20 protein-coding genes are annotated in these 23,947 nt (G+C 49.6%); 13 read left to right on the forward strand and 7 right to left on the reverse strand.

Features of this window, described 5'->3' with window-relative positions; genetic code table 11:
• Positions 1–100 precede the first annotated feature (100 nt).
• Together BUB73_RS16535 and BUB73_RS01770 are read left to right on the forward strand one after the other, a co-directional pair.
• Positions 101–2,329: an ABC transporter permease subunit gene (locus BUB73_RS16535; RefSeq protein WP_083539599.1), complete on the forward strand. Its 2,229-nt coding sequence runs from the start codon at positions 101–103 to the stop codon at positions 2,327–2,329.
• A 12-nt stretch (positions 2,330–2,341) separates the two neighbouring features.
• Positions 2,342–3,085 carry an amino acid ABC transporter ATP-binding protein gene (locus tag BUB73_RS01770; protein WP_073156380.1) on the forward strand — a complete coding sequence of 248 codons (744 nt, stop codon included), beginning with the start codon at positions 2,342–2,344 and terminating at the stop codon, positions 3,083–3,085.
• 72 nt (positions 3,086–3,157) lie between these two features.
• Here BUB73_RS01770 and BUB73_RS01775 read toward each other — a convergent pair whose 3' ends face one another.
• Positions 3,158–5,107 carry a M6 family metalloprotease domain-containing protein gene (locus BUB73_RS01775; protein WP_249269461.1) on the reverse strand — a complete coding sequence of 650 codons (1,950 nt, stop codon included), beginning with the start codon at positions 5,105–5,107 and terminating at the stop codon, positions 3,158–3,160.
• Between the two features lie 131 nt (positions 5,108–5,238).
• Between BUB73_RS01775 and BUB73_RS01780 the strand changes: the two genes are divergently transcribed.
• Positions 5,239–7,278, forward strand: coding sequence for a glycoside hydrolase family 3 N-terminal domain-containing protein (locus tag BUB73_RS01780; RefSeq protein WP_073283110.1), 2,040 nt, complete (start codon positions 5,239–5,241; stop codon positions 7,276–7,278).
• Between the two features lie 12 nt (positions 7,279–7,290).
• On the opposite strand, the gene BUB73_RS01785 is transcribed toward BUB73_RS01780, so the two are convergent.
• Genes BUB73_RS01785 through BUB73_RS01795 form a run of 4 tightly spaced genes read right to left on the reverse strand, consistent with a single transcriptional unit; the run spans position 7,291 to position 10,773 of the window.
• Complete coding sequence (locus BUB73_RS01785; protein ID WP_249269462.1) at positions 7,291–8,124, reverse strand: lauroyl acyltransferase; 834 nt, start codon at positions 8,122–8,124, stop codon at positions 7,291–7,293.
• Complete coding sequence (locus tag BUB73_RS17620) at positions 8,102–8,290, reverse strand: hypothetical protein (protein WP_249269463.1); 189 nt, start codon at positions 8,288–8,290, stop codon at positions 8,102–8,104. Before BUB73_RS17620 ends, BUB73_RS01785 begins: the two co-directional genes overlap by 23 nt.
• Positions 8,277–9,617, reverse strand: coding sequence for a UTP--glucose-1-phosphate uridylyltransferase (locus tag BUB73_RS01790; RefSeq protein WP_073283113.1), 1,341 nt, complete (start codon positions 9,615–9,617; stop codon positions 8,277–8,279). The genes BUB73_RS17620 and BUB73_RS01790 overlap by 14 nt, the downstream gene beginning before the upstream one ends.
• Before the next feature lie 7 nt (positions 9,618–9,624).
• Entirely contained in the window at positions 9,625–10,773 is a 1,149-nt protein-coding gene (locus tag BUB73_RS01795) for an MraY family glycosyltransferase (protein ID WP_073156392.1), read from the reverse strand.
• 131 nt (positions 10,774–10,904) lie between these two features.
• Between BUB73_RS01795 and BUB73_RS01800 the strand changes: the two genes are divergently transcribed.
• The 8 genes from BUB73_RS01800 to BUB73_RS01830 all read left to right on the forward strand — a co-directional run bounded on the left by BUB73_RS01800 (position 10,905) and on the right by BUB73_RS01830 (position 17,650).
• Positions 10,905–11,288, forward strand: coding sequence for a hypothetical protein (locus tag BUB73_RS01800; protein WP_073233972.1), 384 nt, complete (start codon positions 10,905–10,907; stop codon positions 11,286–11,288).
• 9 nt (positions 11,289–11,297) lie between these two features.
• A complete protein-coding gene (locus BUB73_RS01805; RefSeq protein WP_073283116.1) occupies positions 11,298–12,167 on the forward strand; it encodes a Cof-type HAD-IIB family hydrolase in 870 nt (289 codons plus the stop codon).
• A 27-nt stretch (positions 12,168–12,194) separates the two neighbouring features.
• Positions 12,195–14,678, forward strand: coding sequence for an NPCBM/NEW2 domain-containing protein (locus tag BUB73_RS01810; protein ID WP_073283119.1), 2,484 nt, complete (start codon positions 12,195–12,197; stop codon positions 14,676–14,678).
• The gene (locus BUB73_RS01815) at positions 14,675–15,772 is read left to right on the forward strand and encodes a glycosyltransferase (protein WP_073283122.1); all 1,098 of its coding nucleotides are present in this window, start codon (positions 14,675–14,677) and stop codon (positions 15,770–15,772) included. The genes BUB73_RS01810 and BUB73_RS01815 overlap by 4 nt, the downstream gene beginning before the upstream one ends.
• A gap of 52 nt (positions 15,773–15,824) precedes the next feature.
• Entirely contained in the window at positions 15,825–16,514 is a 690-nt protein-coding gene (locus BUB73_RS01820) for a hypothetical protein (protein WP_073233966.1), read from the forward strand.
• Positions 16,515–16,718: 204 nt separating this feature from the next.
• A complete protein-coding gene (locus BUB73_RS01825; RefSeq protein WP_073156407.1) occupies positions 16,719–17,132 on the forward strand; it encodes a hypothetical protein in 414 nt (137 codons plus the stop codon).
• 65 nt (positions 17,133–17,197) lie between these two features.
• Entirely contained in the window at positions 17,198–17,335 is a 138-nt protein-coding gene (locus BUB73_RS17135; protein ID WP_170932352.1) for a hypothetical protein, read from the forward strand.
• A 24-nt stretch (positions 17,336–17,359) separates the two neighbouring features.
• The gene (locus BUB73_RS01830; RefSeq protein WP_073156410.1) at positions 17,360–17,650 is read left to right on the forward strand and encodes a hypothetical protein; all 291 of its coding nucleotides are present in this window, start codon (positions 17,360–17,362) and stop codon (positions 17,648–17,650) included.
• A gap of 73 nt (positions 17,651–17,723) precedes the next feature.
• On the opposite strand, the gene ilvN is transcribed toward BUB73_RS01830, so the two are convergent.
• On the reverse strand, positions 17,724–18,218 hold the full coding sequence (ilvN, locus tag BUB73_RS01835) for an acetolactate synthase small subunit (RefSeq protein WP_073156413.1): 495 nt from the start codon (positions 18,216–18,218) through the stop codon (positions 17,724–17,726).
• A 21-nt stretch (positions 18,219–18,239) separates the two neighbouring features.
• On the reverse strand, positions 18,240–19,958 hold the full coding sequence (gene ilvB, locus BUB73_RS01840) for a biosynthetic-type acetolactate synthase large subunit (protein ID WP_073283125.1): 1,719 nt from the start codon (positions 19,956–19,958) through the stop codon (positions 18,240–18,242).
• A gap of 372 nt (positions 19,959–20,330) precedes the next feature.
• Between ilvB and radC the strand changes: the two genes are divergently transcribed.
• Both radC and BUB73_RS01850 read left to right on the forward strand, forming a co-directional pair.
• Positions 20,331–21,059: a RadC family protein gene (gene radC, locus BUB73_RS01845; RefSeq protein ID WP_083539601.1), complete on the forward strand. Its 729-nt coding sequence runs from the start codon at positions 20,331–20,333 to the stop codon at positions 21,057–21,059.
• Positions 21,060–21,260: 201 nt separating this feature from the next.
• A complete protein-coding gene (locus tag BUB73_RS01850) occupies positions 21,261–23,936 on the forward strand; it encodes an OmpA family protein (protein ID WP_083539602.1) in 2,676 nt (891 codons plus the stop codon).
• Positions 23,937–23,947: the final 11 nt, after the last annotated feature.

Below are 23,947 nucleotides of genomic sequence, written 5' to 3' on the forward strand. Positions count from 1 at the left end.
TTCTAGTTAGCGTTTTTAAATTATACGTCCATCAAATAAATAAAGAAGACTGTTCTTATTACTTATATTTGAGGCGTTATTTTTTCATAGGAATCGGATTATGGTTCGTAACGCTTTTAAGATGGTGGTGGCCCTTGCCTTGGCCATTTCTTCTGTGGCTTTTATGGGCTGCTCGGCTGGTGGTGATGATGCCTTGGCAAACCGCGTGCACAAGGTTTCTGACTTGGCCCACAAGAAGGTGGGTGTGCAGATTGGTAACACCGCCGATATTTATGCTTCTGAATATGGTGGCGATACTGCCAAGATCGATGTGGAACGTTTCACCAAGTTGGCCGATGCTGTTCAGGCTCTAAAGCAGGGCAAGATTGACGCTGTTCTTCTGGATGACCAGCCGGCAATTTTCTTTGTGAAGCAGAATCCCACTCTCCGCGTTCTGGAAGAGACTTTTGTCGAGGAAACTTACGCTGGCGTTATTGCCAAGGGTAACGAAGGTCTCTTGGATACCTTCAACCTGGTGCTGAAGGAAATGCACGAGAATGGCATTTTCGATTCCTTGATGGCTACTTATATCGGCGGTACCGGTTCTTACCATTACACCCAGAAGGTGAAGGAAGGAAAACCTCTGGTGCTGGCTACCAATGCCCAGTTCCCGCCTTACGAATATCACGAAGGTGAATTCATCGTCGGTCTTGAAATCGAGTTGGCTTATTACCTGGCCGATAAGATGGGTCGCGTGCTGGAAATCCAGGACATTGAATTTGATGCTGTAATCAATGCGGTAAGTTCTGGCAAGGCTGACCTTGGCTTGTCTGGTTTCACTGTTACTGAGGAACGCAAGAAGTCCATTAACTTTACCGACAAGCTGGTGGATAATAAGGTGGTCGTCATGGTTCGCAGCGATGTTAAGGCTAGCGAACTTGACAATAAGGTTTTTGCAGTTAGCGATCTTGGTCATAAGAAGGTGGGTGTGCAGATTGGTAACACCGCCGATATTTATGCTTCTGAATATGGTGGCGATACTGCCAAGATCGATGTGGAACGTTTCACCAAGTTGGCCGATGCTGTTCAGGCTTTGAAGCAGGGCAAGATTGATGCTGTTCTTCTGGATGATCAGCCGGCTATTTTCTTTGTGAAGCAGAATCCCACTCTCCGTGTTTTGGATGAAGCTTTCGTTGAGGAAACTTACGCAGGTGTTATTGCCAAGGGTAATGAGGGCTTGCTGGATACCTTCAATCTGGCTTTGAAGGAAATGCATGAAAACGGCATTTTTGATTCCTTGATGGCTACATATATTGGCGGCACCGGTTCTTACCATTATGCCCAGAAGGTGAAGGAAGGAAAACCTCTGGTGCTGGCTACCAACGCCCAGTTCCCGCCTTATGAATATCATGAAGGTGAATTCATCGTCGGTCTTGAAATCGAGTTGGCTTACTACCTGGCCGATAAGATGGGCCGCGTGCTGGAAATCCAGGACATTGAATTTGATGCGGTCATTAATGCAGTAAGTTCTGGCAAGGCAGACATTGGTCTTTCTGGTTTTACCGTTACGGAAGAACGTAAGAAGTCCATTAACTTCACCGATAAGCTGGTGGACAACAAGGTGGTGATTCTGGTCCGTACTGGCGAAGTGGAAGCCTCCCAGGAAAGTTTTGGCGAAAAGTTCCACAAGAACTTCATCAAGGATAACCGCTGGAAGTATATTGGCGAAGGTCTCCGCAATACTTTGGTGATTTCTTTCTGTGCAGCACTTCTCGGTATTTTGATTGGTTTCATTGTGGCCATGGTCCGCGTGAACCACGAGTTTAACGGCAAGTGCAAGATTGGCAACTGGATTTGCAAGGCTTACCTGGCCGTGATTCGCGGTACGCCTATGATGGTCCAACTGTTGATTATCTACTACATCGTGTTTGCTTCTGTGAACGTGAATAAGCTGCTGGTGGCGATTATCGCTTTCGGTATTAACTCCGGTGCCTACGTTTCTGAAATTATCCGCGGTGGCATTAAGGCTGTGGATCCGGGGCAGATTGAAGCTGGCCGCAGTCTTGGTCTAAAGTTTAGAACTGTGATGATCCATGTGGTTTATCCCCAGGCATTCAAGAATTCTCTGCCGGCTTTGACTAACGAATTTATTTCCCTCATCAAGGAAACTTCTATTTGCGGCTACATCGGTTTGACTGACTTAACCCGCGGCGGCGACATTATCCGTAGTTTGACTTACGAAGCCATGTTCCCGTTGATTTCTGTGGCTATCGTTTACTTCATCATCGTGGCAGGCCTTTCCGCTTGCGTCTCCCGTCTTGAACAGAGACTGAAGAAGAACGAACGTTAAGGAGGTGCGACAATGAGTGAAAAGCAAGTAATGATCGAAGTGAAGGATCTTTGTAAGTCCTACGGCGAAAAGCAGATCCTGAAGAATATCAATGTTGAATTTCATAAGGGTGACGTGGTGGCCATTATCGGACCTTCCGGTTGCGGTAAGTCCACTTTCCTGCGTCAACTGAATTTGCTGGAAAAGCCTACTAGTGGCGATATTCTGCTGGACGGCAAGAGCATTCTTGACAAGAAGGTTTCTAAGCCCACTATCCGCGCCCGTGTAGGCATGGTGTTCCAGCAGTTCAACCTGTTCAAGAATATGACTGCCTTGGAAAACATCATGTTTGCTCCTGTAAAGCTTGGTCGTGTGACTAAGGCTGAAGGGGAAAAACTTGCCAAGGAATTGTTGGAACGTGTAGGCTTGGCAGACCGTGGGGATCATTATCCCGCTCAGCTTTCTGGTGGCCAGCAGCAGCGTGTGGCTATTGCCCGCGCCGCCGCCATGAATCCCGAAGCCATTTTATTTGATGAACCCACCAGCGCCTTGGACCCGGAAATGGTGGGCGAAGTTCTGAAGATTATGAAGGACTTGGCTCAGTCCGGCATGACCATGCTGGTGGTGACTCACGAAATGGGCTTTGCCCGTGAAGTGGCTAATCGCGTGCTGTTCTTTGCTGACGGAATTATCAAGGAAGACGGCACTCCTGCTGAAATCTTTGACAATCCCAAGGACCAGCGCCTAAAGGACTTCCTGGCGGCCATCAAGAAGTAGCCGGCACTGTCGTTACGAACTTGAAAAGGGTCGCTGGTGCGGCCCTTTTTTAATGTTCTTTGAATTGGTGGATTAACGGATTCGAATGACGGATTGGCGCAGTGCCTTTCCGTTTTTTGTTACGCGCATTAGGTAGACGCCGGCCTGCTTGGGGGACGCCTTTAGGGCGTTTCCGTTCATGTCAAAGTACTGGATTGTGGCATCGGACAAATCCAGAGAATTGTGGCGAAGCTGGGCGATGGCTGTGGTGCTGGAGTCTGAAACAACTGTAGAATCCTTGCCAGAATTTTCGCCAGAATCGCTGCCGGTTTCTTCGACGGGAATTTTTATGGTAATTGTGAATGTCACCTGCTTGTTTTTGTAGACTAAGGCTTGCTTGATGGTGAAGGTGTCACCCGGCTTTACCAGGTTAGGCATGTGTCCAACCTTGGTAGTCATGGTGTTGAGATTTACGTTGGAGAATACGATACTGGGGCCGTTCGTATTCCACTTGGCAACGGCGCCCTTGGTATCAAACCAGTGGCCGGTGCCTTCGCCGGTGGTTTCGCTGTTCAGGTAACCATTGGGTTCAACGGCGTAGAAACTAGCCTTGGTTGCAATTTCGTTTTGTGCGATACCGAGTGCTTCGGCGACCTTTGCTCCCTGCAAATCGACGGTCACGGGGGCGTAGCTGTCGCTGATGGGCAATTCGGTGGCGAGGGTAATTTCGGTTTCTACGAAAGGTTCTGCATTGTAATCGGTGCAATCGCCACCGAGGCAGAAACTGAGGCTGTTTCCGCTGACACTGACATCTGTAAATTTCAGCCCAGTTTCTGCACCGCTGTACCAGCGGATTGCCGGGTAGAGCGCATCTGAAAATGCACTGTAGGAATTTGTAGCATTAAAGAATGCGCTGGTTCTGCTGCCGGGAGAGGGCCACTGGTCGTTTTCGGGATCGCTGCTGTTGCCCTTGGAATCTGCGTGTACAATTCGCAGCCCCAGTTTATCTGCGGCAGAATTCCCAGAGATGGAAAAGTCGTAGTGCTGCATCAGAATGCCGCTGCCTGTCAGCGATTTGTTTCGTCCATCGTTTTTAACGTAGGACCAGACTAAGCCTTCCTTGTCGGGGCGGGCGGGGTTCTTGAAGCGGTAACACTGTTCCCCTGCAGTTGTAGAAATCTTGCCGAGATCTTCTGCGGTTACATCTACAAAGGGAATCCAGCCTTGGTCTGCGCGGTAGAAATCGTTGATTGCAACCGGATTCCAGTCGTTTGCGCGGTTGCCCATGGTGCAGTAGTCACCGTACCAGTAAAGGTCGGGCCAGCCAAAGACCATGTGTCCATTTTCATGAATGAAAACATAGATGGAAAATTTGCCCGGCATGTCGGTCATCTGGTGCTTTTGCAGGCGGACGCCGTCGCGAATTTCGTTGGACCAGCCGGCGTGAGGCCAAAGTCCCTGTCCCCATGTTAGACCGGGACCAGCGTACACGATATTGATGGCTTCGGTAATGCCGTCTTTGTCGTTGTCGTAGCGGGAGTAATCCACTTGGGAATCGAAGTACTCGAATATTTCCTTGACCAAAACATCGGAACCGGAATATCCTTCCAGTTCTTCGTAATAAGACTTGGGATACTTTGCTCGATACCAGCCGAAGACTTCGTTGGTAAAATCCAGTTGGCCATTGGAGACATCCAGATAGTAATCGCGGACGGAACCGTTACAACCATCGCGGTTGAAACCTTCCTTGTTCAGCCAGTCAGAAATCTCTTCCTTGGTGACAGGGGCGGTTTGGTCTGAAAAGTCCACCAATAGGGTGAGGCCGTAGATTTTCCCCTTGGGGGAGGAGTAGTGGCTTTTTTCCATTGGTGGAGCAAACATCACGCTTGTCGTCCCTGAATTTTTCCAGGCGCCTCGCGAGTTGTCAAACTTTGTGATTGCCTCGTCGGGCCAAGCTTGAACTCGCTTTCCCTGATAGACAATGTCTGCAAAGGACGTGCCGCAAAGAGCGAACACTAATCCGCCAAATAACCAATTCTTCAAACATCCCATAATTACACCTTTTTATACAATATACCCAAAAAAATGGAGCGTCGATTCACTTGTTTTCAATTGTACACTTGATTTGGTGTATTTTTAGTGAATTTAGACCTGATTTTGCTTAAATTTAGGATATGAAGAAAAATCGTCTCCTTTCTGCTGCTATTACCTTGTTTTTGAGCACAGCAGCCAACGCTGCTGTTCAAGGTTCTGTATTTGATGAATCGGGAGCTCCCATTAAGGATGCTGTGGTTAGCATTAAGACCTTGCCCAATCTTTTACCCGATGCCCGCACCCTTTCCAATGCTAAGGGTAAGTTCACTATCAAGGACAAGGTTGCCGATCCTCAGGTTTTGATTGTCCGCAAGACCGGTTTCTTGCCGGAAACTTTGTCTGTGGCCGCTGTCGTCGATCCCAAGAACCCGGCCAAGATTATTTTGAAGCGCGATCCCATCGAAGACCAGATTGACTCTTTGATGTCTGGCATGACCATCGATGACATGATTGCCCAGATGACTCAGGCCTTGGTTCCTCATGTAAATTGTGGTAATAGCATTTGCGGTTCTGCTCTTCAGGGCGGTGGCGCTTACGCTGCTGAATTCTACAAGAATGCCTGGGCTCAGAAGATTCCCGTGACTTATGGAAAGGATTGCGTTCATGGTGCCGCTGACCTTATTAATGGCACGGTGTTCCCCCATAACATTGGTCTTGGCGCTACTCGAGATTCTGCCCTGGTTCGCCGTATTGGCCAGGCTACCGCAGAAGAAATGTGGGCGGCTCACATTGACTACAATTTCGCTCCTGCCTTGAGCGTTCCTCAGGATGAACGTTGGGGCCGTACTTACGAAGGCTTTGGCGAAAAGCCGGAATTGGCCATTGAACTGGGGTCCGCATACCTTCGCGGTTTGCAGGGGGATCATTTTGACGCAGAATGGCGTGTTACTGGAACCATCAAACATTTTATTGGTGACGGTGGTACGGCCAAGGGATGGGATCGCGGCGACGTTAAGGCTACTGACGCCCAGATTCGTAAAACCCATTTGCCGCCTTACATTGCTGCTGTAGAACAGGGCGCCCAGAGTGTGATGGCCAGCTTCAATACGGTGCGCGGAGTTCATCAGCATGTGGATTCCCTGCGCCTTACAGGTTGGCTGAAAACGGAACTTGGCTTTGACGGTTTTGTGGTTGCTGACTGGGAAGGCATTCAGCATTCCATTACTCCGGGCAATGCCGGGGATTACTCTGGTAAGATTACCAATATTTCCAGCGAAGAGGCTATTCGCCGTGCCGTTAACGCAGGCATTGACCTGGCCATGGTTCCGTCTTCTGCGGAATCGTTCGTAAGCACTCTGACGGAATTGGTGAAGAATAAGAAGGTTTCCGAAGATCGTATTAAGGATGCTGTCCGTAGAATTCTTCGCGTGAAGATTCGCGCAGGCCGCCTGGAAAATCCCAATGGTCCTGCAAAGTATGTGGGCGTTGTCGAAAATATCGGTAGCGCAGAACATCGCGCCATTGCCCGTGAAGCCGTGCAGAAGAGTCTTGTTGTTCTGAAGAACGAAGGCATTCTGCCCTTGGCTAAGGATGGCAAGATTTTTGTGACCGGATCTCATGCCGACCATACGGGTCTTCAGAGTGGTGCCTGGACTTTGGGCTGGCAGGGAACCCGTGGCGAAGTTCCTGGTGCAACTTCCATTTTGGCTGGCGTAGATCAGGTGGCTAAGGGCGCTCGTGTAGAATCTGCTGACAGTGCCAATACGGTTCTTTATGTGATTGGTGAATCCCCTTATGCTGAATGGTTCGGCGATTTCCGTGAAAAGGATTTTAATAATAAGTTGTTTACAACGGAACGTTCCCACACCACGCACTTTGAAAGTACCGACGTGAACCTCAAGGAAATCAAGGCTTGGAAGGCTGCTGGCAAGAAGGTGATTCTCGTTCTGGTGGCTGGCCGTCCGTTGCCTATTACCAAGTTGATCGATGCCGTTGATGGTTTCGTGATGGCTTGGCTTCCGGGTAGCGAAGGTGCTGGCGTTGCCGATGTTCTTTTCGGTGATGTAAAGCCTACGGGCAAGTTGCCTCACACTTGGCCCAAAGACGCCAAGCAAATTCCCATTAACGATGGCGACGGAAAGAAGGGCCTGTTCCCTTACGGCTTCGGCTTGACTTATTAAGAATGCTGTGAATTACACGCGAAAATTTCCGTGGTAGTTCCAGCTCCATTCCGACGGATTTTCAGAAATCCAATTTTCAATTTCTTTGGCGATACTGGACGTTAGGCTGGTACCGCTAATTTTTATTTGATCCGTGGAATTATTCCGCTGATCAAATTTCGGAGGATAGTACGTTTCAAAACGGATGACGATTTCGTTCTTGCCGCGGTGTTGATTGCCGCGACACCCTTTTTCGCGGAACCCTTCGCAGTTACTTGCTGCGCGGGTGAAGGTGCGGAAGGTGACGATACCCGCACCCATCTGGTTTACTTTTTCGGGTAGTCGCAGGTAGAGCGTACTTGGCATTCCGAATAGCGTTTCCATACAGCCTTTGGTATGGCGCCCTTGATCCACCACCATGGCGAGAATGGCATTTCCTTTCTTGTTCAACTTTGCTGGCGGCGCAAATAGGTTCCGCAACAGTTGGGACAGTTCGTCGGGGTGATACTCTGTCAGATGTTCATCACTGCGCAGTTCCTTCAGAAGTTGTCGCGTTGCTTCGTCACCGACGGAATCCGTAATCAAGTGGACGTTGTCGCTGTAACGGCAAAGGCTGCGATGCAATAATTCAAAGGCTCCCTGATGAATGCTGATTGCGGCAAGGGGCAGGGGCGTTCCGTCAGAACTTTTACTGCGGGTCAAGGCTTCCATCATGACGTTTTCGTTTTCGTAGACGATCCTGTCTGTGGTTCGCTTAAGTCGTGCTAGCCCGCGGTAAGAATCGATGGCGTTCCAGTAGATTCCCCGGAAAACATCGTCTGCGGTACACTTTGCTGTAAAACCCCTAAAGGCTCTTGCTTTCTGCAAATGCGCGACCGTTCTCCCGTAAGCCCGCTTCTGGTGAAGAGCCTTGTATATGGGAAATGCCACAATAAAAAGAGCTGCGAAAAACCAGTTCGGCATTCGCAGCAAAATATTCAAGGCTGTTTTGTAAAAGGTCAGCTTCACTTTTGCGGGGCTTATTCTTCGTCAAACTCCAGGATGCTCTTACCCAGTTCGCGTTCGAAAACTCGGCGGGAAAGTCCTTCGCCGGCATAGCTAAGGGTGGGGGAGATTTCGTAAAGCTTGTCGGCCTTCACTTCGCAGTGAGCCTTCTTCAGCCATTCCTTGTGGAGCTTACCGATCATGATACGAGCGGTCTTGGGACTGTCGTTTCCTTCGGCATTCTTAACCGGGCTGAATTCCTCTTCGCGGATAACACCGAAGGGCATCATGGTTCCCAGCTGGGGGAATGCGTCAAACAGGAACTGTTCAAACTTCCAGCACTGTTCAATGCCGCAAACGGTCTTGCGGGCAGTGTGCCAGGGGAGCTTGCTGGTCTGCAGCTTACGAAGACCTTCCAACTTGAAAAGGTGAACGGCAATATTTCCGCCATCGAAAGTCAAGCTTCCGTCGGGGTTCTTCATGTCGCGATATTCTTCGGGAAGGTCGCTGTATTCCACGACGCCGGGCTTCTTGTTCTGGAAGGCAAAAATGCCAACCTTTTCGTTGGGGCCGGCCTTGGGAACGACCTTGGAGGCACTCATGCTGCGGCCTTCGCTGGCGAGAGCGCCAATAAAGGCAGGGTCGCAAATGCGGCAGAGGGCGTTGTCGACACTGTAGAGGAACACGTAACGAACTCCACGCTCAATGAGCCATGCCAAAGAACCGCTCTGGGCCAGGGCGCGGAAGCAACCTCCGTTTCCATCGGGAACCAGGGCCAGATGATCTTCGCCATCCAGCACAGCCTTTCCGTCGGGAGTCAAGGCGCAAATGGTGCCCTGTTCAAAGAAACGGATGTTCTGGCGGTCCATGCCAAAGAAATTATTTTCGGTAAAGAAGTTGACTGTGGCCTCGTGGTTGAGAGGGCTAGTCATAATGCACCAGGGAATGGGATGGCCTACCTGGGCTGCCAAGTTCTGCAGACGTTCTGCCTGCAGCTGGAACAGACTCTTGTGGCTGGGGAGGCCGATGTCGAACATGCCCTTGGGACCTTCAAAGCCAAGGCGGGAACCTTGTCCACCGGCTACCAGGAATGCGGCTACTTGACCCTTGCCCAGAAGAATTTCGCCCGTTTCCTTCCAGAAGTCGTAGCGTAAGTCATCTGCTGCAATCTTGAAAGGCATAGGCTGCAGGTCTGCAGAAACATTGTCGCTTAAGTTAGCGGCGGATTTTTCTGCGTGCAGGGCCTTCAGTTCGTTCCAGTCCTGGCTTGCGATATCGCGTTCAAGATTCTTGCGGGCATCGCCGCTCAGGGTTTCCAAATGCTTCAGCAGGTCGTCCTGACCGGCTGCCTTCAAAACTTCAATAATATCTGCCATTATCAAGTTACCTAATACCGAAGAAAATCACCATGCTGACAATCAAGGCGAAGATGCTGATCAAGTGCATTCTCCACACGATCTTGGAATTCATCAGGGGCTTGCTGGGGAAACGTCCGTCCCACTTCTTCTGGAAATGATGGTGCAGAGGGGCGCAAAGGAAAATGCGTCGACCTTCACCAAAGGCCTTCTTGGTAATCTTGAACCAGGTAATCTGGAGAAGCACGGAGCAGGCTTCAGCAATGATGATGATGCAGACGATGGGAAGGAAGAGACCTGCCTGCACGAGAATGAACATAATGCCAATAGCTGCACCGAAGCCCACGGAACCGGCATCGCCCATGTAGATTTCTGCCGGAGGGCTGTTAAACCATAAGTAAGCCAGCAGAGAGCCTGCAATGGACATGGCCAGGGGGAACAGTTCATCGCAGCCCGGCAGGTAGGGAACGTGCAGGTAGTTACTGAAAATGAAGTTTCCGCTGACGTAGGCCACCAGACCGACAAAAACCATGCTAGAAAGAATAGGCACAGAAACAAGGCTGTCTAGACCATCGGTAAAGTTGGTTCCGTTGGCGGAAGCCGCAATGACGAACGTCATGAAGCCCACGAAAATCCAGTTGGGCAGGTGAATCTGGAAAACGTTGATGGGGCAGAAGGGGATGGTCAGGTCGCCCTTAAGTTCGGGAATGAACTTATAGCAGAAAATTGCCACCACCAGACTAAACAGGAAATACAGGAACAGACGCAGGGAACTGGAAATGCCGTCGGCCTTGTCCATATAGTCGGCTGCAGTGAGCTTGCCCAGCTTGATCAGTCGTTTGGCTCGTACCTTGGCGATATCGTCGATGGCGCCAACCGCAGAGAAGGCGGCCAGCACGGCCAGAGTCGAAATGGTGTAGCCGTTCATCTTGCAAACGAGGAGGGAGACAATTTCTACCACGACTACAAGAAGGAGACCGCCCATAATGGGGGGAGATTTGCTCTTTCCGTCCTTGTCGAAGTCGCTAGTGGCATCCAGCGCCTGCAACTTGCGGATGTAAATGGGCATGAAAACCATGACCATGATGATGGAAAGCATGGCGGCAACACCTGCGCGGAACAGACGGCCGTCGAAAAGATCAATGCTGGTTAAGTGATAAAGCCACTGGCAAAGCATAATTCAGTTATCAGTTAACAAAAAACTGTTTTACAAAAAAAGAAAAAATACGGGTCCTCATACACACATCAAATAGGTAGGTCAAATTTAAAAACATTTGTTCGTTCTGTTATTTTTCTAAATTGTATTCTATGGAAAAATTGCATATTGATTGCCCTCACTGTGGCGCCTCTTTTGATGTTGAACTTCAGGGCGAAAAGGCTAATATGATGGTCTTTTGCTGTGCCCAATGCAAAACACCCCTGATGTACTGTCACGGGGAAGTGGGCGAACTGGATCGCGATGAATTTGCAAACCTGCGCAAAAAGTTAAGTCGCGCCATAGAGGCCGCCGTTAGCCGTGATGGCTCCCTGGCTGGAGTTGCCGATGCACTCCGTCAGATGGTGGATGCTTCCAATGCTATCGCCGAAGAAAGGGAACCGGAACCTAAGGCTCCCATTACCGACGAATCCCTGGCGGCCCTCCAGAAGGAACTGGATGAAATGGATGCCGAAAGCTTCCTGGACCAGCTTTAAGGGGCCTGTATGAAAATCCTTTTCTCTGACCTAGACGGTACTTTGCTGACCGACGAGAAGCTTATCCTTGACGAGGATATGGCTGCCATTCAGCATATGTTGGATCAGGGAAACAAGTTCCTTATTACGACTGGACGTCCACTGACAAGTGCTAAAAAATTGGCCAAGAAGTATGGATTCTTCAAACCTGGCTTTTTCCTGGTCAGCTTTAATGGCGGACTTATTTACGATTGTGCCACCGAGCAGCCGATCCTTACCCGACGTATTCCCGTAGAATCCGTCAAGTCCATTATGGATGCCGCCCATTCCTGTGGTATGCACGCCCATACCTATGCCGGTGACCTGGTTATTTCAGAATATGAGACGGACCAACTGAAAAAGTACTGCGAAACGATGATGATGGACTACCTCGTTGTAGACAACGTTGTGGAGTACTTCGCCTCTCTAGAAAGTGAAACGGCTCCGGTTGCCCCCGCAGTCCCTATCAACGTGGTCGTAAAGCCGTCTCCCATCAAGGTGAACGTCATTACCCCCTTCGGACACGGAAGCCTCGAAGAATTCCGAACCGAAATGCGTAAAACCACTGCCGGCAACCTGTTTGACGTTTTTAGCAAACCTGAAATGCTGGAATTTTCAAACCTGAAATCCAACAAGGGTGACGCTGTTCGATTCATGGCGGATTTCTATAAAGTCCCTCTGTCCGATACGATTGCCTGCGGTGACGAAGAAAATGACTGTCCCATGATCGAGGCCGCCGGTCTTGGCGTTGCCATGGTCAACGGATCCGAAATTGCCAAGTCCAAGGCAGACTACATTACCGAAGCAGACAACAATCATGGCGGAATTGCCGAAGTCATCCGCAAGTTCGTGATTAGATAAGATCCAATCTTTTCTAGATTTGGGTCCATGAAAAAATGGTTCGCCTCCCTTAACCTTGGGAAGAAGGAAGCATCCATTGCTGCAGCAACGCTTGCGGTTATGGTTGTAGCCTTCTTGATTTTTAACAACCTGACAGTTCCTTTCGCTAGACGTTGGGATATTGACTGGGGTTATTATTCCATCTTGTTGACCTTCATTTTGCTGTTGGTCGGTGTCGTTATAAACATCCCTTCGACCTCAAAGCATTTGAAGTCGTTCCTGCCCTCAGGAAAGCCTATGTGCGGCTTTGTCCTGGTGACCTTGATTTTTTCTGTTTTCATGTTTGGAAACATCGGAAATACCCACCGGGTCCTCAGTGATGAAACTAGCTGGGAGTCTATGGGCCTGCAGATGTATTTCCAGCATACAGGGGGAATTTGCAACGAAGGTATCTGGAATGGCGACGTTCTGGATTGCAAGAATGAAGTAAATAACTTCAAGGGCAAGGCTCTAGGATTTGTCTATTCCCTGGTGTTTAACTTTGCAGAACCGAATCGCGATACGGCCTTGTTGGTCAATTATCCGTTCTATTTGCTAAGCCTGCTGTTCTTCTTCCTGGCTTTATCAAAATGGTTTAAGAATGGCTGGACGGCCCTGGCGGCAACAGCATTCCTGGGTGGTATGCCTATATACTTGTTGCAGGCCCGTTCCGCTTCTACCGAAGTGCTTTATATTTTCCTGCTCTCGGTACTTATGGCCTGGTACGCCTTTGTTCCCGCCAACAAGGTGAACTGGAAACATTTCATGCTGACTGTTCCCTTATTGGGCTTCTTTGCCCAGACCCGTCAGGAAACCGTTTTTGCGTTTATTCCCTTTGCCCTTTATTATCATAAGTATTTCCTGGAAAAGGTACATCGTCTGCCCCTCTTTGTTCTGGCGGTAATTACTGTCAGCTGGCCCTCTGTAAATACCATGGCCGCTTATCGAGGTTATGATTTCCAGGGTGGGGAGCACGCCGCTCATTCCTTTGAAAACTTGTGGTTCAATCTGAAGACTAATATTGAAGTCATGCTGAACCTGAAGGAAGACCCCTCCTTCGGCGGCATTATGATGAACCCCTTCTATACCAGTTTTACCATTATCCTGTTGGTGGCAACGGTGTGGCTTCTGGTTCGTGCAGTTGCCTTTAAGCGTTACCGTAAGGGATTGCTACTCGGTCTAACGTTCTGTCTCCAGATTTTCGTAATCATGTTTAACGTGTCTGGAACTTTTACCATCGACATCAACCAGCGATACGTACTTGTCGCCTTGCCGCTGTTTGCATTGATCATGGCTTTGGGCCTTTTCGATGCTCTTCAGTTTGCAACTAAAATGCGTCTCGATGCCGCAGGCAAGATTGTCGCCTTGATCGCTTGCCTTATGTCTGTGGGGCTGATGGTCTATCACGGAAACAGCTATCGCAGCAATATGCTTTACTACAAGAACAAATTGCTGGGCGAAGAAGATTACCTGAATACGGCTTTGGCCTCGTATCCCGAAAAGTCAATTTTCATCTATTCTCGTCCCTGGCAGATGCTGGCTTCTGGTCACAGCGCCTTTAGCGAACGAACCTTCATGGGGTGGGATACTGAAACATTCGCCAAGTGGTCCCAGGTTTCCAATGGCAATATCTATCTGGTCCGAGGCCAGGACGGCTATGGTGAATTGAACCGCAAGAGCCGAGTGGTTGGCTTCAAGACTACGACCCAGATTGACGGCATCCTTAACGACTATAAGAATGAACGCGTCCTGCTGGAACCTAAACTGTTTGGCTATCCTCTGGCGATTTACAAGATCATTGCCAAGAAGGGCGTGTCCGCTTACCAGCAGAATATGTTTGTCTCCGAAATGGAAAACAACAGCTTCGTGGTCAGCAAGATGTTCCCCGAGTCCATTACCTGCCAGTATAGCTTGAACGGCGAACTGCAGGAAGATCTCGTGGTCTCCCTGAATTCTGATACGCTGCAGCTTGATTCTGCAAAAATCAGGGCCGGTATGAACCGCGCTAGCCTTGAATGTCTGATGCCCGATAACGACACCATGCGTGTGCTTAAGGACTTCTTTATCGAAGATCCTAATGTTCTGCTTCTTTCATCCCTCAAGATTGATAGTTATTCTCAGGATTGGGGCTCTCCCCAGATTAATGAATCCGTAGAACATCATCGTCTAACGCTAGATGAAGAAGTCTTCCGCTACGGTATCGGTTCCCATGCAAATTCCAGCATCGTGTTCAAGCTGCCTGCATCATATAGCGTGCTGCACTCCGTTATTGGTCTAGATGACGAAAGTGCTTGCGGTGATGGTGCCAGCTTCATCATTACAGGCGACGGGCGTGAATTGTTCCGCAGCAAGCGTCTGTACCCGACAGAAAAGCAGTCTATCGATGTGGACGTCGCTGGCGTAAAAACGATTGTGCTGGGAATCGACATGGGCGGAAACAAGGATTGCGACCACGGTGACTGGGCCAACATCTGGCTGGAGAAGGCTAAGTGAAAGTCCTAGTGGCTCCTTTGGATTGGGGCCTTGGGCATGCCACTCGGTGCGTGCCCGTTATTCGTGAATTCCTGCGTCAGGGCGCCAAGGTCGAACTGGCTGTGGTAAAGTCCAACGCGGGATTGCTGCGTCGGATCTTTCCGAACCTGCGTCAGCATCTGGCTCCCAGCTACAATATTGTATATCCGAAACATGGCTATAACATGGGGCTGTGGCTTTTGAAAAATGGAGCCCATCTAAATAAGGTGATTCGTTTTGAACGGATGTATGCCGAAAAAATGGTGGAGTCCCATGGCTTCGACGTCCTTGTTTCTGATAACCGATTTGGTTTTTACAGCAGGAAGGCGAAGTCGATCTACATGACGCATCAGCGCCGTATTGCGTTCCCTCCGATGCTATCGGCTTTTGAACCTACGGGAATCTTGTGGCATGCTGCCGTCATGCGCCATTTTGACGAAGTCTGGGTTCCTGACTTGCCGGAATATCCGGGCTTTGCCGGAAGAATGTCTCACGTTTCCCTTGTGCCCCGTCCTATAAAGTTTGTGGGGGCCCTGTCTAGATTTGCGGGGCAGGAGACTCGACAAAAAGAACAGGCTGCGCCGAAGTACAAGTTTGTTGCCGTGGTTTCTGGCGTGGAACCGGCCCGAAGCCGTTTTGAAAATATGCTGAAAGAGGCTTTTTCAAAAATTGAAGGACGCCACGCAATTATCATGGGACGTCCCGCTCTGGGTGTAAAGAGCTGGAACGAAGGGAATGTGGATTTCTTTACCCACCTGGAAGATGAAGCCTTTGCCGAAACCATTCAATCTGCAGATTGGGTTGTTTCCCGTGGAGGATATTCGACCATTATGGATATGGCCGTTCTCAAGGCGAAGTGCATTTTTGTTCCGACTCCCGGACAATACGAACAAGTTGTTCTTGCCCGTGATTTAGCGGAAGCCAGGTCTGCGTTGACTATTGATGAAAAGAACTTTGACGACCGTAGTTTGTTGCAAATGATCTCTCAATCTTCGGATGACGTTCGGCTCCCTGATACCCCAAAAAATGAACTTTTGAAACAGGCCGTTCTGCAATCCTTTAGAAAAAGAGTTTGATAAAAAAATTGGTACCGTAATAAAAAAGTCTAACTTTATAAAAAGAGAATTTATGCCTCAGTTTGTATTAGCCTTTCCCATGACCTGCGAAGCTTCCGCTCCGGTGGTTATCAACGAAAATGTAACCTTGGCCGCCGATGCCAAGTCTGCCATTATCCCTGGCTGTACGGTCATGTTTAATGTGGTTCGCAAGGAACATGTTGATGGACTTGCTGGAATCTTCAGGGAACACCAGGATATTTCTGCCGATGCCGCTTCCGCTATCGAAGCTCACAAATCCTTGCTGTTCCTGCTGGGAGAGGCTAAGAATGTTGACGAAGTGAATCAGGTGAACATGGCAATTCTCAAGATGTTTTCTGCAGGCGCCCTGGGCGTTTACATGCAGCAATCCGGTGCCGCCTGGAGTGTCGAGGGGTTCCGCGAAGAAGTGGGGGATGGAGAATATCCCATGGACCCGTGGATTAATTTCGTAGAAAATGGAGACCTTCTCTATACCCTGGGCTTGGCCTGCTTTGGCTTGCCGGATCTTTGTGTCTCAGCTTCCGAAGAAGATGCCCAGAGCAAGTTGCTTTTTGTGGCAGATGCCTTGTTTGGTGATGGCATTCCGGCAAAATCCGGTTCTGAAGTGGATCTTGAAGAAGACGGTATTTATGTCCTACGTCTTGAAACCAAGAATCCCTTCCCCAAGGATTCACCGGAATTTAACCGTCAGGGTATTTTCCGCATCGTTAAGAAAAAGTAAAACGAAAACAAAAACACCCAACCTTGCGGCTGGGTGTTTTTTTGGGGGGTTAGGAGGAGAACAAAGAGTTCTTGATTGTTAAGATAGTAATCTCCGTGAAATTTTGGCAACTCAAAGTGGTTAAATTTTTTTTGAGTGTTATTTTTATCACAATGCAATTCGATTATATTTGTCTTATTAGCAGAAAAATTTCTTGGAGAAGATATGAGTTGTAGAATTTTGATGCGCTTTGTAGGCGAAACGGACCAACTTTCTGGTGTTTATGACGAAATTATGGAAAGTTTCCCTGATGCAGAGCTCCCAAGTGAAGACTGCGGCGAATGGTATTCTGTAGACGACGTCATGATGGACGAGTATGAATGCCGTTTTGAGGAATTGCCTGAAAGCGCCCTGATGGCCATGGACGGATCCATTTTTGTGGAAGATGAACTGCCCGAGGAATTCTTTGCTGAACTGATGGAACGCTTCGAGAAAGTCTTCGGAGCCTTTAAGTGGGCTAGCCTTGATGTAGGCGTAGGTTGTGGCACCAGTGATGGCTGGGGAGAATTTAACCCGGAATACGCAGACGATGGTTCTGACGAAGCTAACGAAATTTCAGAAGCTGTTATAGGATTTTAATATGAATTACAATGTAATTACCGCAGAAGAACTTCAAAAGAATCCGATCAAGATGATTGAAGGTTTTGGTCTGCAAGATACTTTTCGCCCAGAAGTTTGATGAACAAAGCTTCATCGACAAGAGCATTCTTGATCGCTGGTACGCAAACGATACAATGCACACCTTGTACATTGCTGAAATCGAAAAAGTTCTGGCAAAGTGACGCCTTTAGGTGGCTCGAGACTTTATGAATAAAGGAAAATCTCCCGATAGACAAGAAGAAATACTCAATACTCTTGGGCAAAATCTTGATGAGATGTTGGCGATTCTAGAAGAAGATTCTGACCGGGCTCGCGCAGGCTGGGATCACGCTGCTGCTTCGCTTACCGCATCGAAGATGACGGGGGAGGAACTTCGCCAGAAGTGCAAAAAATACATTCCCGTTCTTCGCAAACTTTTGAAGATTCCACCAGTTTGTTATCTGTTTAGGTCCGTGATTGAGTTGGCTGACAAATACTCCTGGCTAAAAAAGTCTTAAGAATGAAATAAGGAAAACCCTCGGTGAATGTGAACCGAGGGCTTTCTTAATTGGTCAACAAAGCGTAATAAAACTAAGTCTTGTCTTCACCGCGGAGCATGATGACCTTACCGGTGCGGATGTATTCGACGATTTCGAACTTCTGGCACAGGCTCTTCATGGCATCGATCTTATCGGTGTTGCCGGTAATCTGGATGATCATGGAGTTTTCGGTCATGTCAACGGTAACAGCCTTGAAGTGATCGCAGAGCTGCAGGATTTCGGTACGCTGTTCCGGAGCGCAACGAACCTTGATCAAGGCAAGTTCCTTTTCCACCACGTTCATGTTGGTATGGTCCTTGGCCTGCACAACGTCAACCAGCTTTTCCAGCTGCTTGATGATCTGCATCAAGATTTCGGGATTACCGTGAGCCACAATGTTCATGCGGCTGAAGTTGGGGTCCAGCGTGGGGGACACGACCAGGGAGTCGATGTTGTAACCACGGCGGGAGAACACCAGAGCGATGCGAACGAGCACGCCCGGGCGGTTTGCGACTAACAAGCTAATAGAATGAGCTGTAGAAATCATTTTTTTATCTCCTTTCCGTGATTAGGTCGATCCAGTGGGCTTTTCAAGCTGAGCCTTGGGCTGTTCAGTAATCATGGAGGTCAAAGGTGCACCTGCCGGAATCATGGGGAACACGTTGTCTTCCTTTTCGCATTCGCACCAGATAACGATAGGACCGTCGTTGTAGTCCAGAGCCTTCTGGATCATGCGTTCTGCATCGGCAGCGCGCTTGATGCGGAGACCCGGGATACCGTAGGCTTCTGCCAGCTTGACGAAGTCAGGGTTGCCCTGCATGTCGACACTGGAGTAACGGTGGTCGTAGAACAGTTCCTGCCACTGACGCACCATGCCCAGGTACTTGTTGTCGAGAACGAAAATCTTGATGGGCAGCTTGTGGATTGCTGCGGTTGCAAGTTCAAATTCGGTCATCTGGAAGCCACCATCGCCGCTGAAGCTGCAGACGGGCCAGCCGGTGGTGTTGCCGAATGCTGCACCGATTGCAGAGGGCAGGCCGAAGCCCATGGTGCCTGCGCCGCCACTGGAGTGGAGCTGGCGGGGGTTGTTGATCTTGAAGAACTGTGCAACCCACATCTGGTGCTGACCCACGTCGGTCGTGACGATTGCCTTACCCTGGGTAAGGTCGCTGACGGTCTGCACGATGTGCTGCATACGGAGACCACCCTGCTTGGGGTAGGTCAGCGGGAAACGCTTCTTCCAAGTCTGGCAGGTCTTGACCCATTCTGCGGAGTCCAGCTTAGAAACGAGGGGCAGGAGCTGTTCCAGAACCATCTTGGCATCGCCGCACATGAACACATCCGGCTGGAGAACCTTGCCTTCTTCGGCGGGGTCGATGTCGATGTGCATCTTGATGGCGTCCTTACAGAACACTTCAAGCTTACCGGTGATACGGTCGTCCCAGCGGGAACCGATGGAGAGAATCAGGTCGCAGTCAAGCACAGCCTTGTTTGCGTAAACAGTACCGTGCATGCCCAGCATACCGAGAGAAAGTTCGTGGTCGGTGGGGAAGGTGCCGAGGCCGAGGAGGGTGCAAGCTACGGGAGCCTGGAGCTTTTCTGCCAGTTCCTTAACCTGACGGGCTGCGCCAGAAATCATAGCGCCGTGGCCAACGAGGAGCAGGGGCTTCTTGGACTTCTTCAGGAATTCAGCAGCCTTTTCTACGGTTTCTGCAGGAGCGTAGGTAGGAATCTTGTAGCCGGGAAGGTCCATCTGATCGGTGAACGGTGCGGTGCAAGCGCCGGCAGTCACATCCTTCGGGAGGTCGATGAGCACGGGGCCCGGACGGCCAGTACGTGCAATGTGGAAAGCTTCCTTCATGATGCGGGGAAGATCGTTGGGATCCTTCACTAGGTAGGAGTGCTTGACGGCAGCGAAAGTCATACCGCTGGTATCGCATTCCTGGAAGGCGTCCTTACCCAGGTTCGGAGTGGTGGTCTGAGCGGCCAGCACAACGATGGGGCTGGAATCCATGAGGGCAGTGTAGATGCCTGTAAAGGTGTTGGTAGCACCCGGGCCGGAAGTAACGAGGGCAACGCCGACCTTGCCGGTCTGACGAGCATAGCCATCAGCCATGTGAGTTGCGCCCTGTTCGTGACGGGTGAGGACAACCTTGATGTTGGAATCAAGAATTGCGTCAAACATCGGAATTGCGGATCCACCAGGATAGCCGAAGATTGTGTCGATGCCTTCACGCTTGAGGCATTCGATGATCACTTCTGCGCCGCTTAAGGTTTTATTTGCCATAAAATTTCCTATTTCGGATGGTTTATAACTTTTATAATATGGCGAAAATATAGTCAAACATAGGGTAAATGGTAAGAGTTTGATGAAATTATTTTGAAAAAATGATGGTTTTTGAATGCAAATTTGGGAAAATTGGTCTTTTGTTTGATTAAAAACACGTTTTTATTTCTGTAAATGTTGCCTCATGTTGTTTTTTGTTCGCTGAAAATGAACGTTTTGGACTGAGGAACCGTGAAAATAAAAGGTTTGAATGCCTTTTGGGAACTGAAAAACCTTTCCTTGAATGCGGAATTATAAATGAAAGCAAAATGTAAGCGAATCTTTTTTTGAAAAACTCGTGTATAAGAGAGAACCTTTCAAAAAAGGAGTTTTATGGTTCCGTATAATGCGATTTCTGTAAAGGATTGTGCCTTGGTCTATCAGGTCCCTGTTGAAAATTCGTCGCTTCTTCCTCGCGAGAAAATTGAACGGCTTGGTCCCTCGGCTATGAGCAATGAGGAACTGCTTGCGCTGATTCTCGGTAGCGGCTGCCAGAATTGCGATGTTTTTGAATTGTCCAGGCATCTGGCAGATTTTCTTTCTTCTGAATCGACGATTCCTTCGCTTCAGCGTCTGCGTAAGATCAAGGGGCTGGGCCGTGTAAAGGCATCCCAGGTCCTTGCCTGCCTTGAATTGTCGGGGCGCTATATCCTCAGTGGTAACGTGAGCTCCGTTTCTTCGCCCGAAGATTTGCTGCCTAGGCTTTCCTATATGAAGTATGAGGAACAGGAACATCTTGTATTGGTGACGCTGAATTCCTCCAACGACGTCATCCGCGTTCATGAATTGACGACCGGGCTTGTGAATCAGACTCCGGTTCATCCTCGTGAAGCTTTTGCCCGTGCAATCGAAGACCGTGCCGTGTCTGTTATTTTCGCCCACAATCACCCTTCGGGTTCGACGTCTCCCAGTCAGGAAGATATTTCCATTACGCGGATTCTCTGTGCGTCGGGAAAAATTCTCCAGATTCCCGTTCTGGATCATATTATAGTGGGACGTAAGGGGTTTACCAGCATTTGTCGGCTCCACTCGGAACTGTTTGAACGGGGTATGGAAATGTAGAGTGCTTTTGTGATGTGATTTTCGCAACACCGAATTGTATGTAAATCTTTGTTCACAAAGGGGCTGCGCCCCCCCCTTTTGTGTGTTTTTAATCGCATTTTGGCTAATGCTTTTATAAGTTTTTTTTGTCAAGAAACTATATTTTACTTAGTTAATTTCTGGGTGCCGTGTTTGGTGGCGCCCCACTCATAAGGAGATGCTATGAAAAAAGTAGCTATGGGTCTTGCCCTCGCTTTGGCGGCTTCTGCCTTTGCAGGTCATCCCCAGACAATCAATAAGGAAGGCTTTGTCGGTGTGAATAACACCCAGTCTGCCCAGTCTCTTGGACATTCCAAGCTGGTGTTTACCCTTTTGGGTGATGCCACATTTGGCAACAACATGTTCCCTGCAGGTGCAGACGGACTTCCTGTTGCTGATTTTACGGGTATCAACGCTAATGTGGGTTTTGCCATCGGTATCTGGCATTACTTTGACTTGGGCGTTACCCTGCCTGTGTACTATGACCAGTACAAGCGTGGCGAAAACGGCGACATGGAAAAGATGGGTTATGTCGGTAACCTGAAGGGTGACTTGAAGGCTCGCTTCCCTCTTCCCGAAGATCAGCCCATGGACGTGGCCGTCTATGCTGGTGTCGCTGCTGGTACTGCTGATGCCAAGAAGCAGGGCCTTTGGGTTCGCTATCCGGAATACGTAAACAAGAACACTGGTGTTGCCTATCCGTATGGTACCAAGAATACCACCCTGGACTTCGGCCTTGCCGTGACCATGGATCTTGAAAAGACTGACGCCTATCCGTTCCTGCTCCACTTGAATGGTGGCTACCGCTATACAACTAATAGCGAATATCTGTCTCTGCCTTACTTGAATGCTGCCGCAGAAATTTACTTCCTGGACTTCCTGTCCCTGTTCCTGGAATATCACTGGGATATCCAGTTGGATGGTATAACCACGAATGTTGGTGGTTGGCCTGTGGAAGATCAGAAATTTGACTCCAAGCAGTTGACCGGTGCCCTGGTGTTCCATCTGCCTGTTGGTCTGGATCTCCATATGGGTGCTTCTTACTACCTGGGTGGGGAAAAGGGTGTTGTCGTCTCTATCCCCAACAAGGATGGAAATGGCAACAAGGTTAACTACATGCCTACTCGCGTGAATCCGGAATACACCGTTTACGGTGGTCTTACCTGGAGCGGCTTCCTGCTTGCCCAGGACCGCGATGGCGATGGCGTCGTGGATGATGAAGATAAGTGCCCGGATGACTACGGTCATCGTCTGAACCAGGGTTGCCCGCTGGGTAATCCCGATGCTGACGAAGATGGCGTTTGCGATGCCTGGGTTGCCGAAAAGGGCTTCCTGGATGAATTCTCCGAAGTTTGCGAAGGCGTAGACCAGTGCCCCAACGAACCGGGTGAAGGCGAAGATGGTTGCCCGCTGGGTAATCCGGACCCGGATGAAGATGGTGTCTGCGATCCTTGGGTATCTCAGAGAAAGATGCAGAAGAAGTTCAAGGATGTTTGCGACGGCATCGATGAATGCCCGAACCAGGCCGGTTCTCCTGCATTCAACGGTTGCCCCACCAAGCAGCCGGACCCGGATAATGACGGTCTCTGCTCTCCGTGGGTAACTGACGAAGGCGTTCTGAACGAATTTGCTGACGTATGTAAGGGTTACGATATGTGCCCGGGCGAAGCTGGTACTAAGGCCAATAAGGGCTGCCCGTGGGATGATCCGGACTCCGATAACGACGGCCTTTGCGACGAATGGGTAACTCAGAAGAAGATGGGCTACTACTTCGAAAAGGCTGCTGAAGATGAAAACCTGAAGGCTGAATACTTCATTGAAAAGACCTGTAAGGGTATCGATAAGTGCCCCACCGAATTCGGTCCGGCAAACAACGAAGGTTGCCCGCTGGGTAATCCGGATACCGACCAGGATGGCTTCTGCGATCCTTGGGTAACTGAGAAGGGCTTGCTGGAACAGTACGAAGGTATCTGCCAGGGTATCGATAAGTGCCCGACTGAAGCCGGTGAAGCTTTCGCTCAGGGTTGCCCGATGGACAATCCGGATGCCGATGGTGACTCTCTGTGCGCACCTTGGGTAACTGAAAAGGGTATGCAGAAGGACTTTGCAAATATCTGCCACGGCGTCGATAAGTGCCCGGTGGAAGCAGGTCCGGAATGGAATAAGGGCTGCCCGGCTGAAAATCCGGACCCCGACCAGGATAGCCTCTGCTCTCCGTGGGTGAAGAAGCAGGGTATGCTCGAACAGTTCAAGGATGTTTGCCACGGTATTGACCGCTGCGAAGATGAAGCAGGTCCGGAATGGAATAAGGGTTGCCCGATTGACGACGATCCGGACTCCGATAAGGATGGCATCTGCTCTCAGTGGGTTGCCGATAAGAAGCTCCTGGATCAGTTCAAGGATGTATGTACCGGCATCGACCGCTGCCCGGATGTGGCTGGCGACGATGGTCACGGCTGCCCCAAGAAGGCTCCTGAAAAGCTTGATGGTGTTACCTTCAAGTCCGGTAAGGCTACCCTCGAATCCAACGCTAAGAAGATCTTGAAGAGCATCGCTAAGAAGCTTGTCGAAAATGACGAGTATAAGGATCTGAAAATCGTTATCCAGGGTCATACCGATAACGTTGGTAAGGAAAAGACCAACACCAAGCTTTCTCAGCAGCGTGCAGAATCCGTGATGAAGGAACTGACCAAGGCTGGCGTGAAGAAGGATCGTATCAAGGCAATTGGTATGGGCCCGACTTGCCCGGTCGACGACAACAGCACTGCTGATGGCCGTGAAAACAACCGCCGTATCGAAATGGTCTTCGTAAGCCCGGACGATGACGGTATGAGCTGCCATAGCAACTACGTTCCGTAATCGAACAACGC

This window comes from Fibrobacter sp. UWH6, assembly GCF_900142465.1.
Classification (GTDB): domain Bacteria; phylum Fibrobacterota; class Fibrobacteria; order Fibrobacterales; family Fibrobacteraceae; genus Fibrobacter.

Excerpts from the sequence above, each read along its gene's own strand:
- BUB73_RS01825 (WP_073156407.1), top strand. The coding sequence starts at position 16,719 with ATGAGTTGTAGAATTTTGATGCGCTTTGTAGGCGAAACGGACCAACTT.
- BUB73_RS01780 (WP_073283110.1), top strand. The coding sequence starts at position 5,239 with ATGAAGAAAAATCGTCTCCTTTCTGCTGCTATTACCTTGTTTTTGAGC.
- radC (WP_083539601.1), top strand. The coding sequence starts at position 20,331 with ATGGTTCCGTATAATGCGATTTCTGTAAAGGATTGTGCCTTGGTCTAT.
- BUB73_RS01790 (WP_073283113.1), bottom strand. The coding sequence starts at position 9,617 with ATGGCAGATATTATTGAAGTTTTGAAGGCAGCCGGTCAGGACGACCTG.
- BUB73_RS01810 (WP_073283119.1), top strand. The coding sequence starts at position 12,195 with ATGAAAAAATGGTTCGCCTCCCTTAACCTTGGGAAGAAGGAAGCATCC.
- BUB73_RS01795 (WP_073156392.1), bottom strand. The coding sequence starts at position 10,773 with ATGCTTTGCCAGTGGCTTTATCACTTAACCAGCATTGATCTTTTCGAC.
- BUB73_RS01850 (WP_083539602.1), top strand. The coding sequence starts at position 21,261 with ATGAAAAAAGTAGCTATGGGTCTTGCCCTCGCTTTGGCGGCTTCTGCC.
- BUB73_RS01820 (WP_073233966.1), top strand. The coding sequence starts at position 15,825 with ATGCCTCAGTTTGTATTAGCCTTTCCCATGACCTGCGAAGCTTCCGCT.
- BUB73_RS01770 (WP_073156380.1), top strand. The coding sequence starts at position 2,342 with ATGAGTGAAAAGCAAGTAATGATCGAAGTGAAGGATCTTTGTAAGTCC.
- BUB73_RS16535 (WP_083539599.1), top strand. The coding sequence starts at position 101 with ATGGTTCGTAACGCTTTTAAGATGGTGGTGGCCCTTGCCTTGGCCATT.
- ilvN (WP_073156413.1), bottom strand. The coding sequence starts at position 18,218 with ATGATTTCTACAGCTCATTCTATTAGCTTGTTAGTCGCAAACCGCCCG.
- BUB73_RS01800 (WP_073233972.1), top strand. The coding sequence starts at position 10,905 with ATGGAAAAATTGCATATTGATTGCCCTCACTGTGGCGCCTCTTTTGAT.
- BUB73_RS01830 (WP_073156410.1), top strand. The coding sequence starts at position 17,360 with ATGAATAAAGGAAAATCTCCCGATAGACAAGAAGAAATACTCAATACT.
- ilvB (WP_073283125.1), bottom strand. The coding sequence starts at position 19,958 with ATGGCAAATAAAACCTTAAGCGGCGCAGAAGTGATCATCGAATGCCTC.
- BUB73_RS01805 (WP_073283116.1), top strand. The coding sequence starts at position 11,298 with ATGAAAATCCTTTTCTCTGACCTAGACGGTACTTTGCTGACCGACGAG.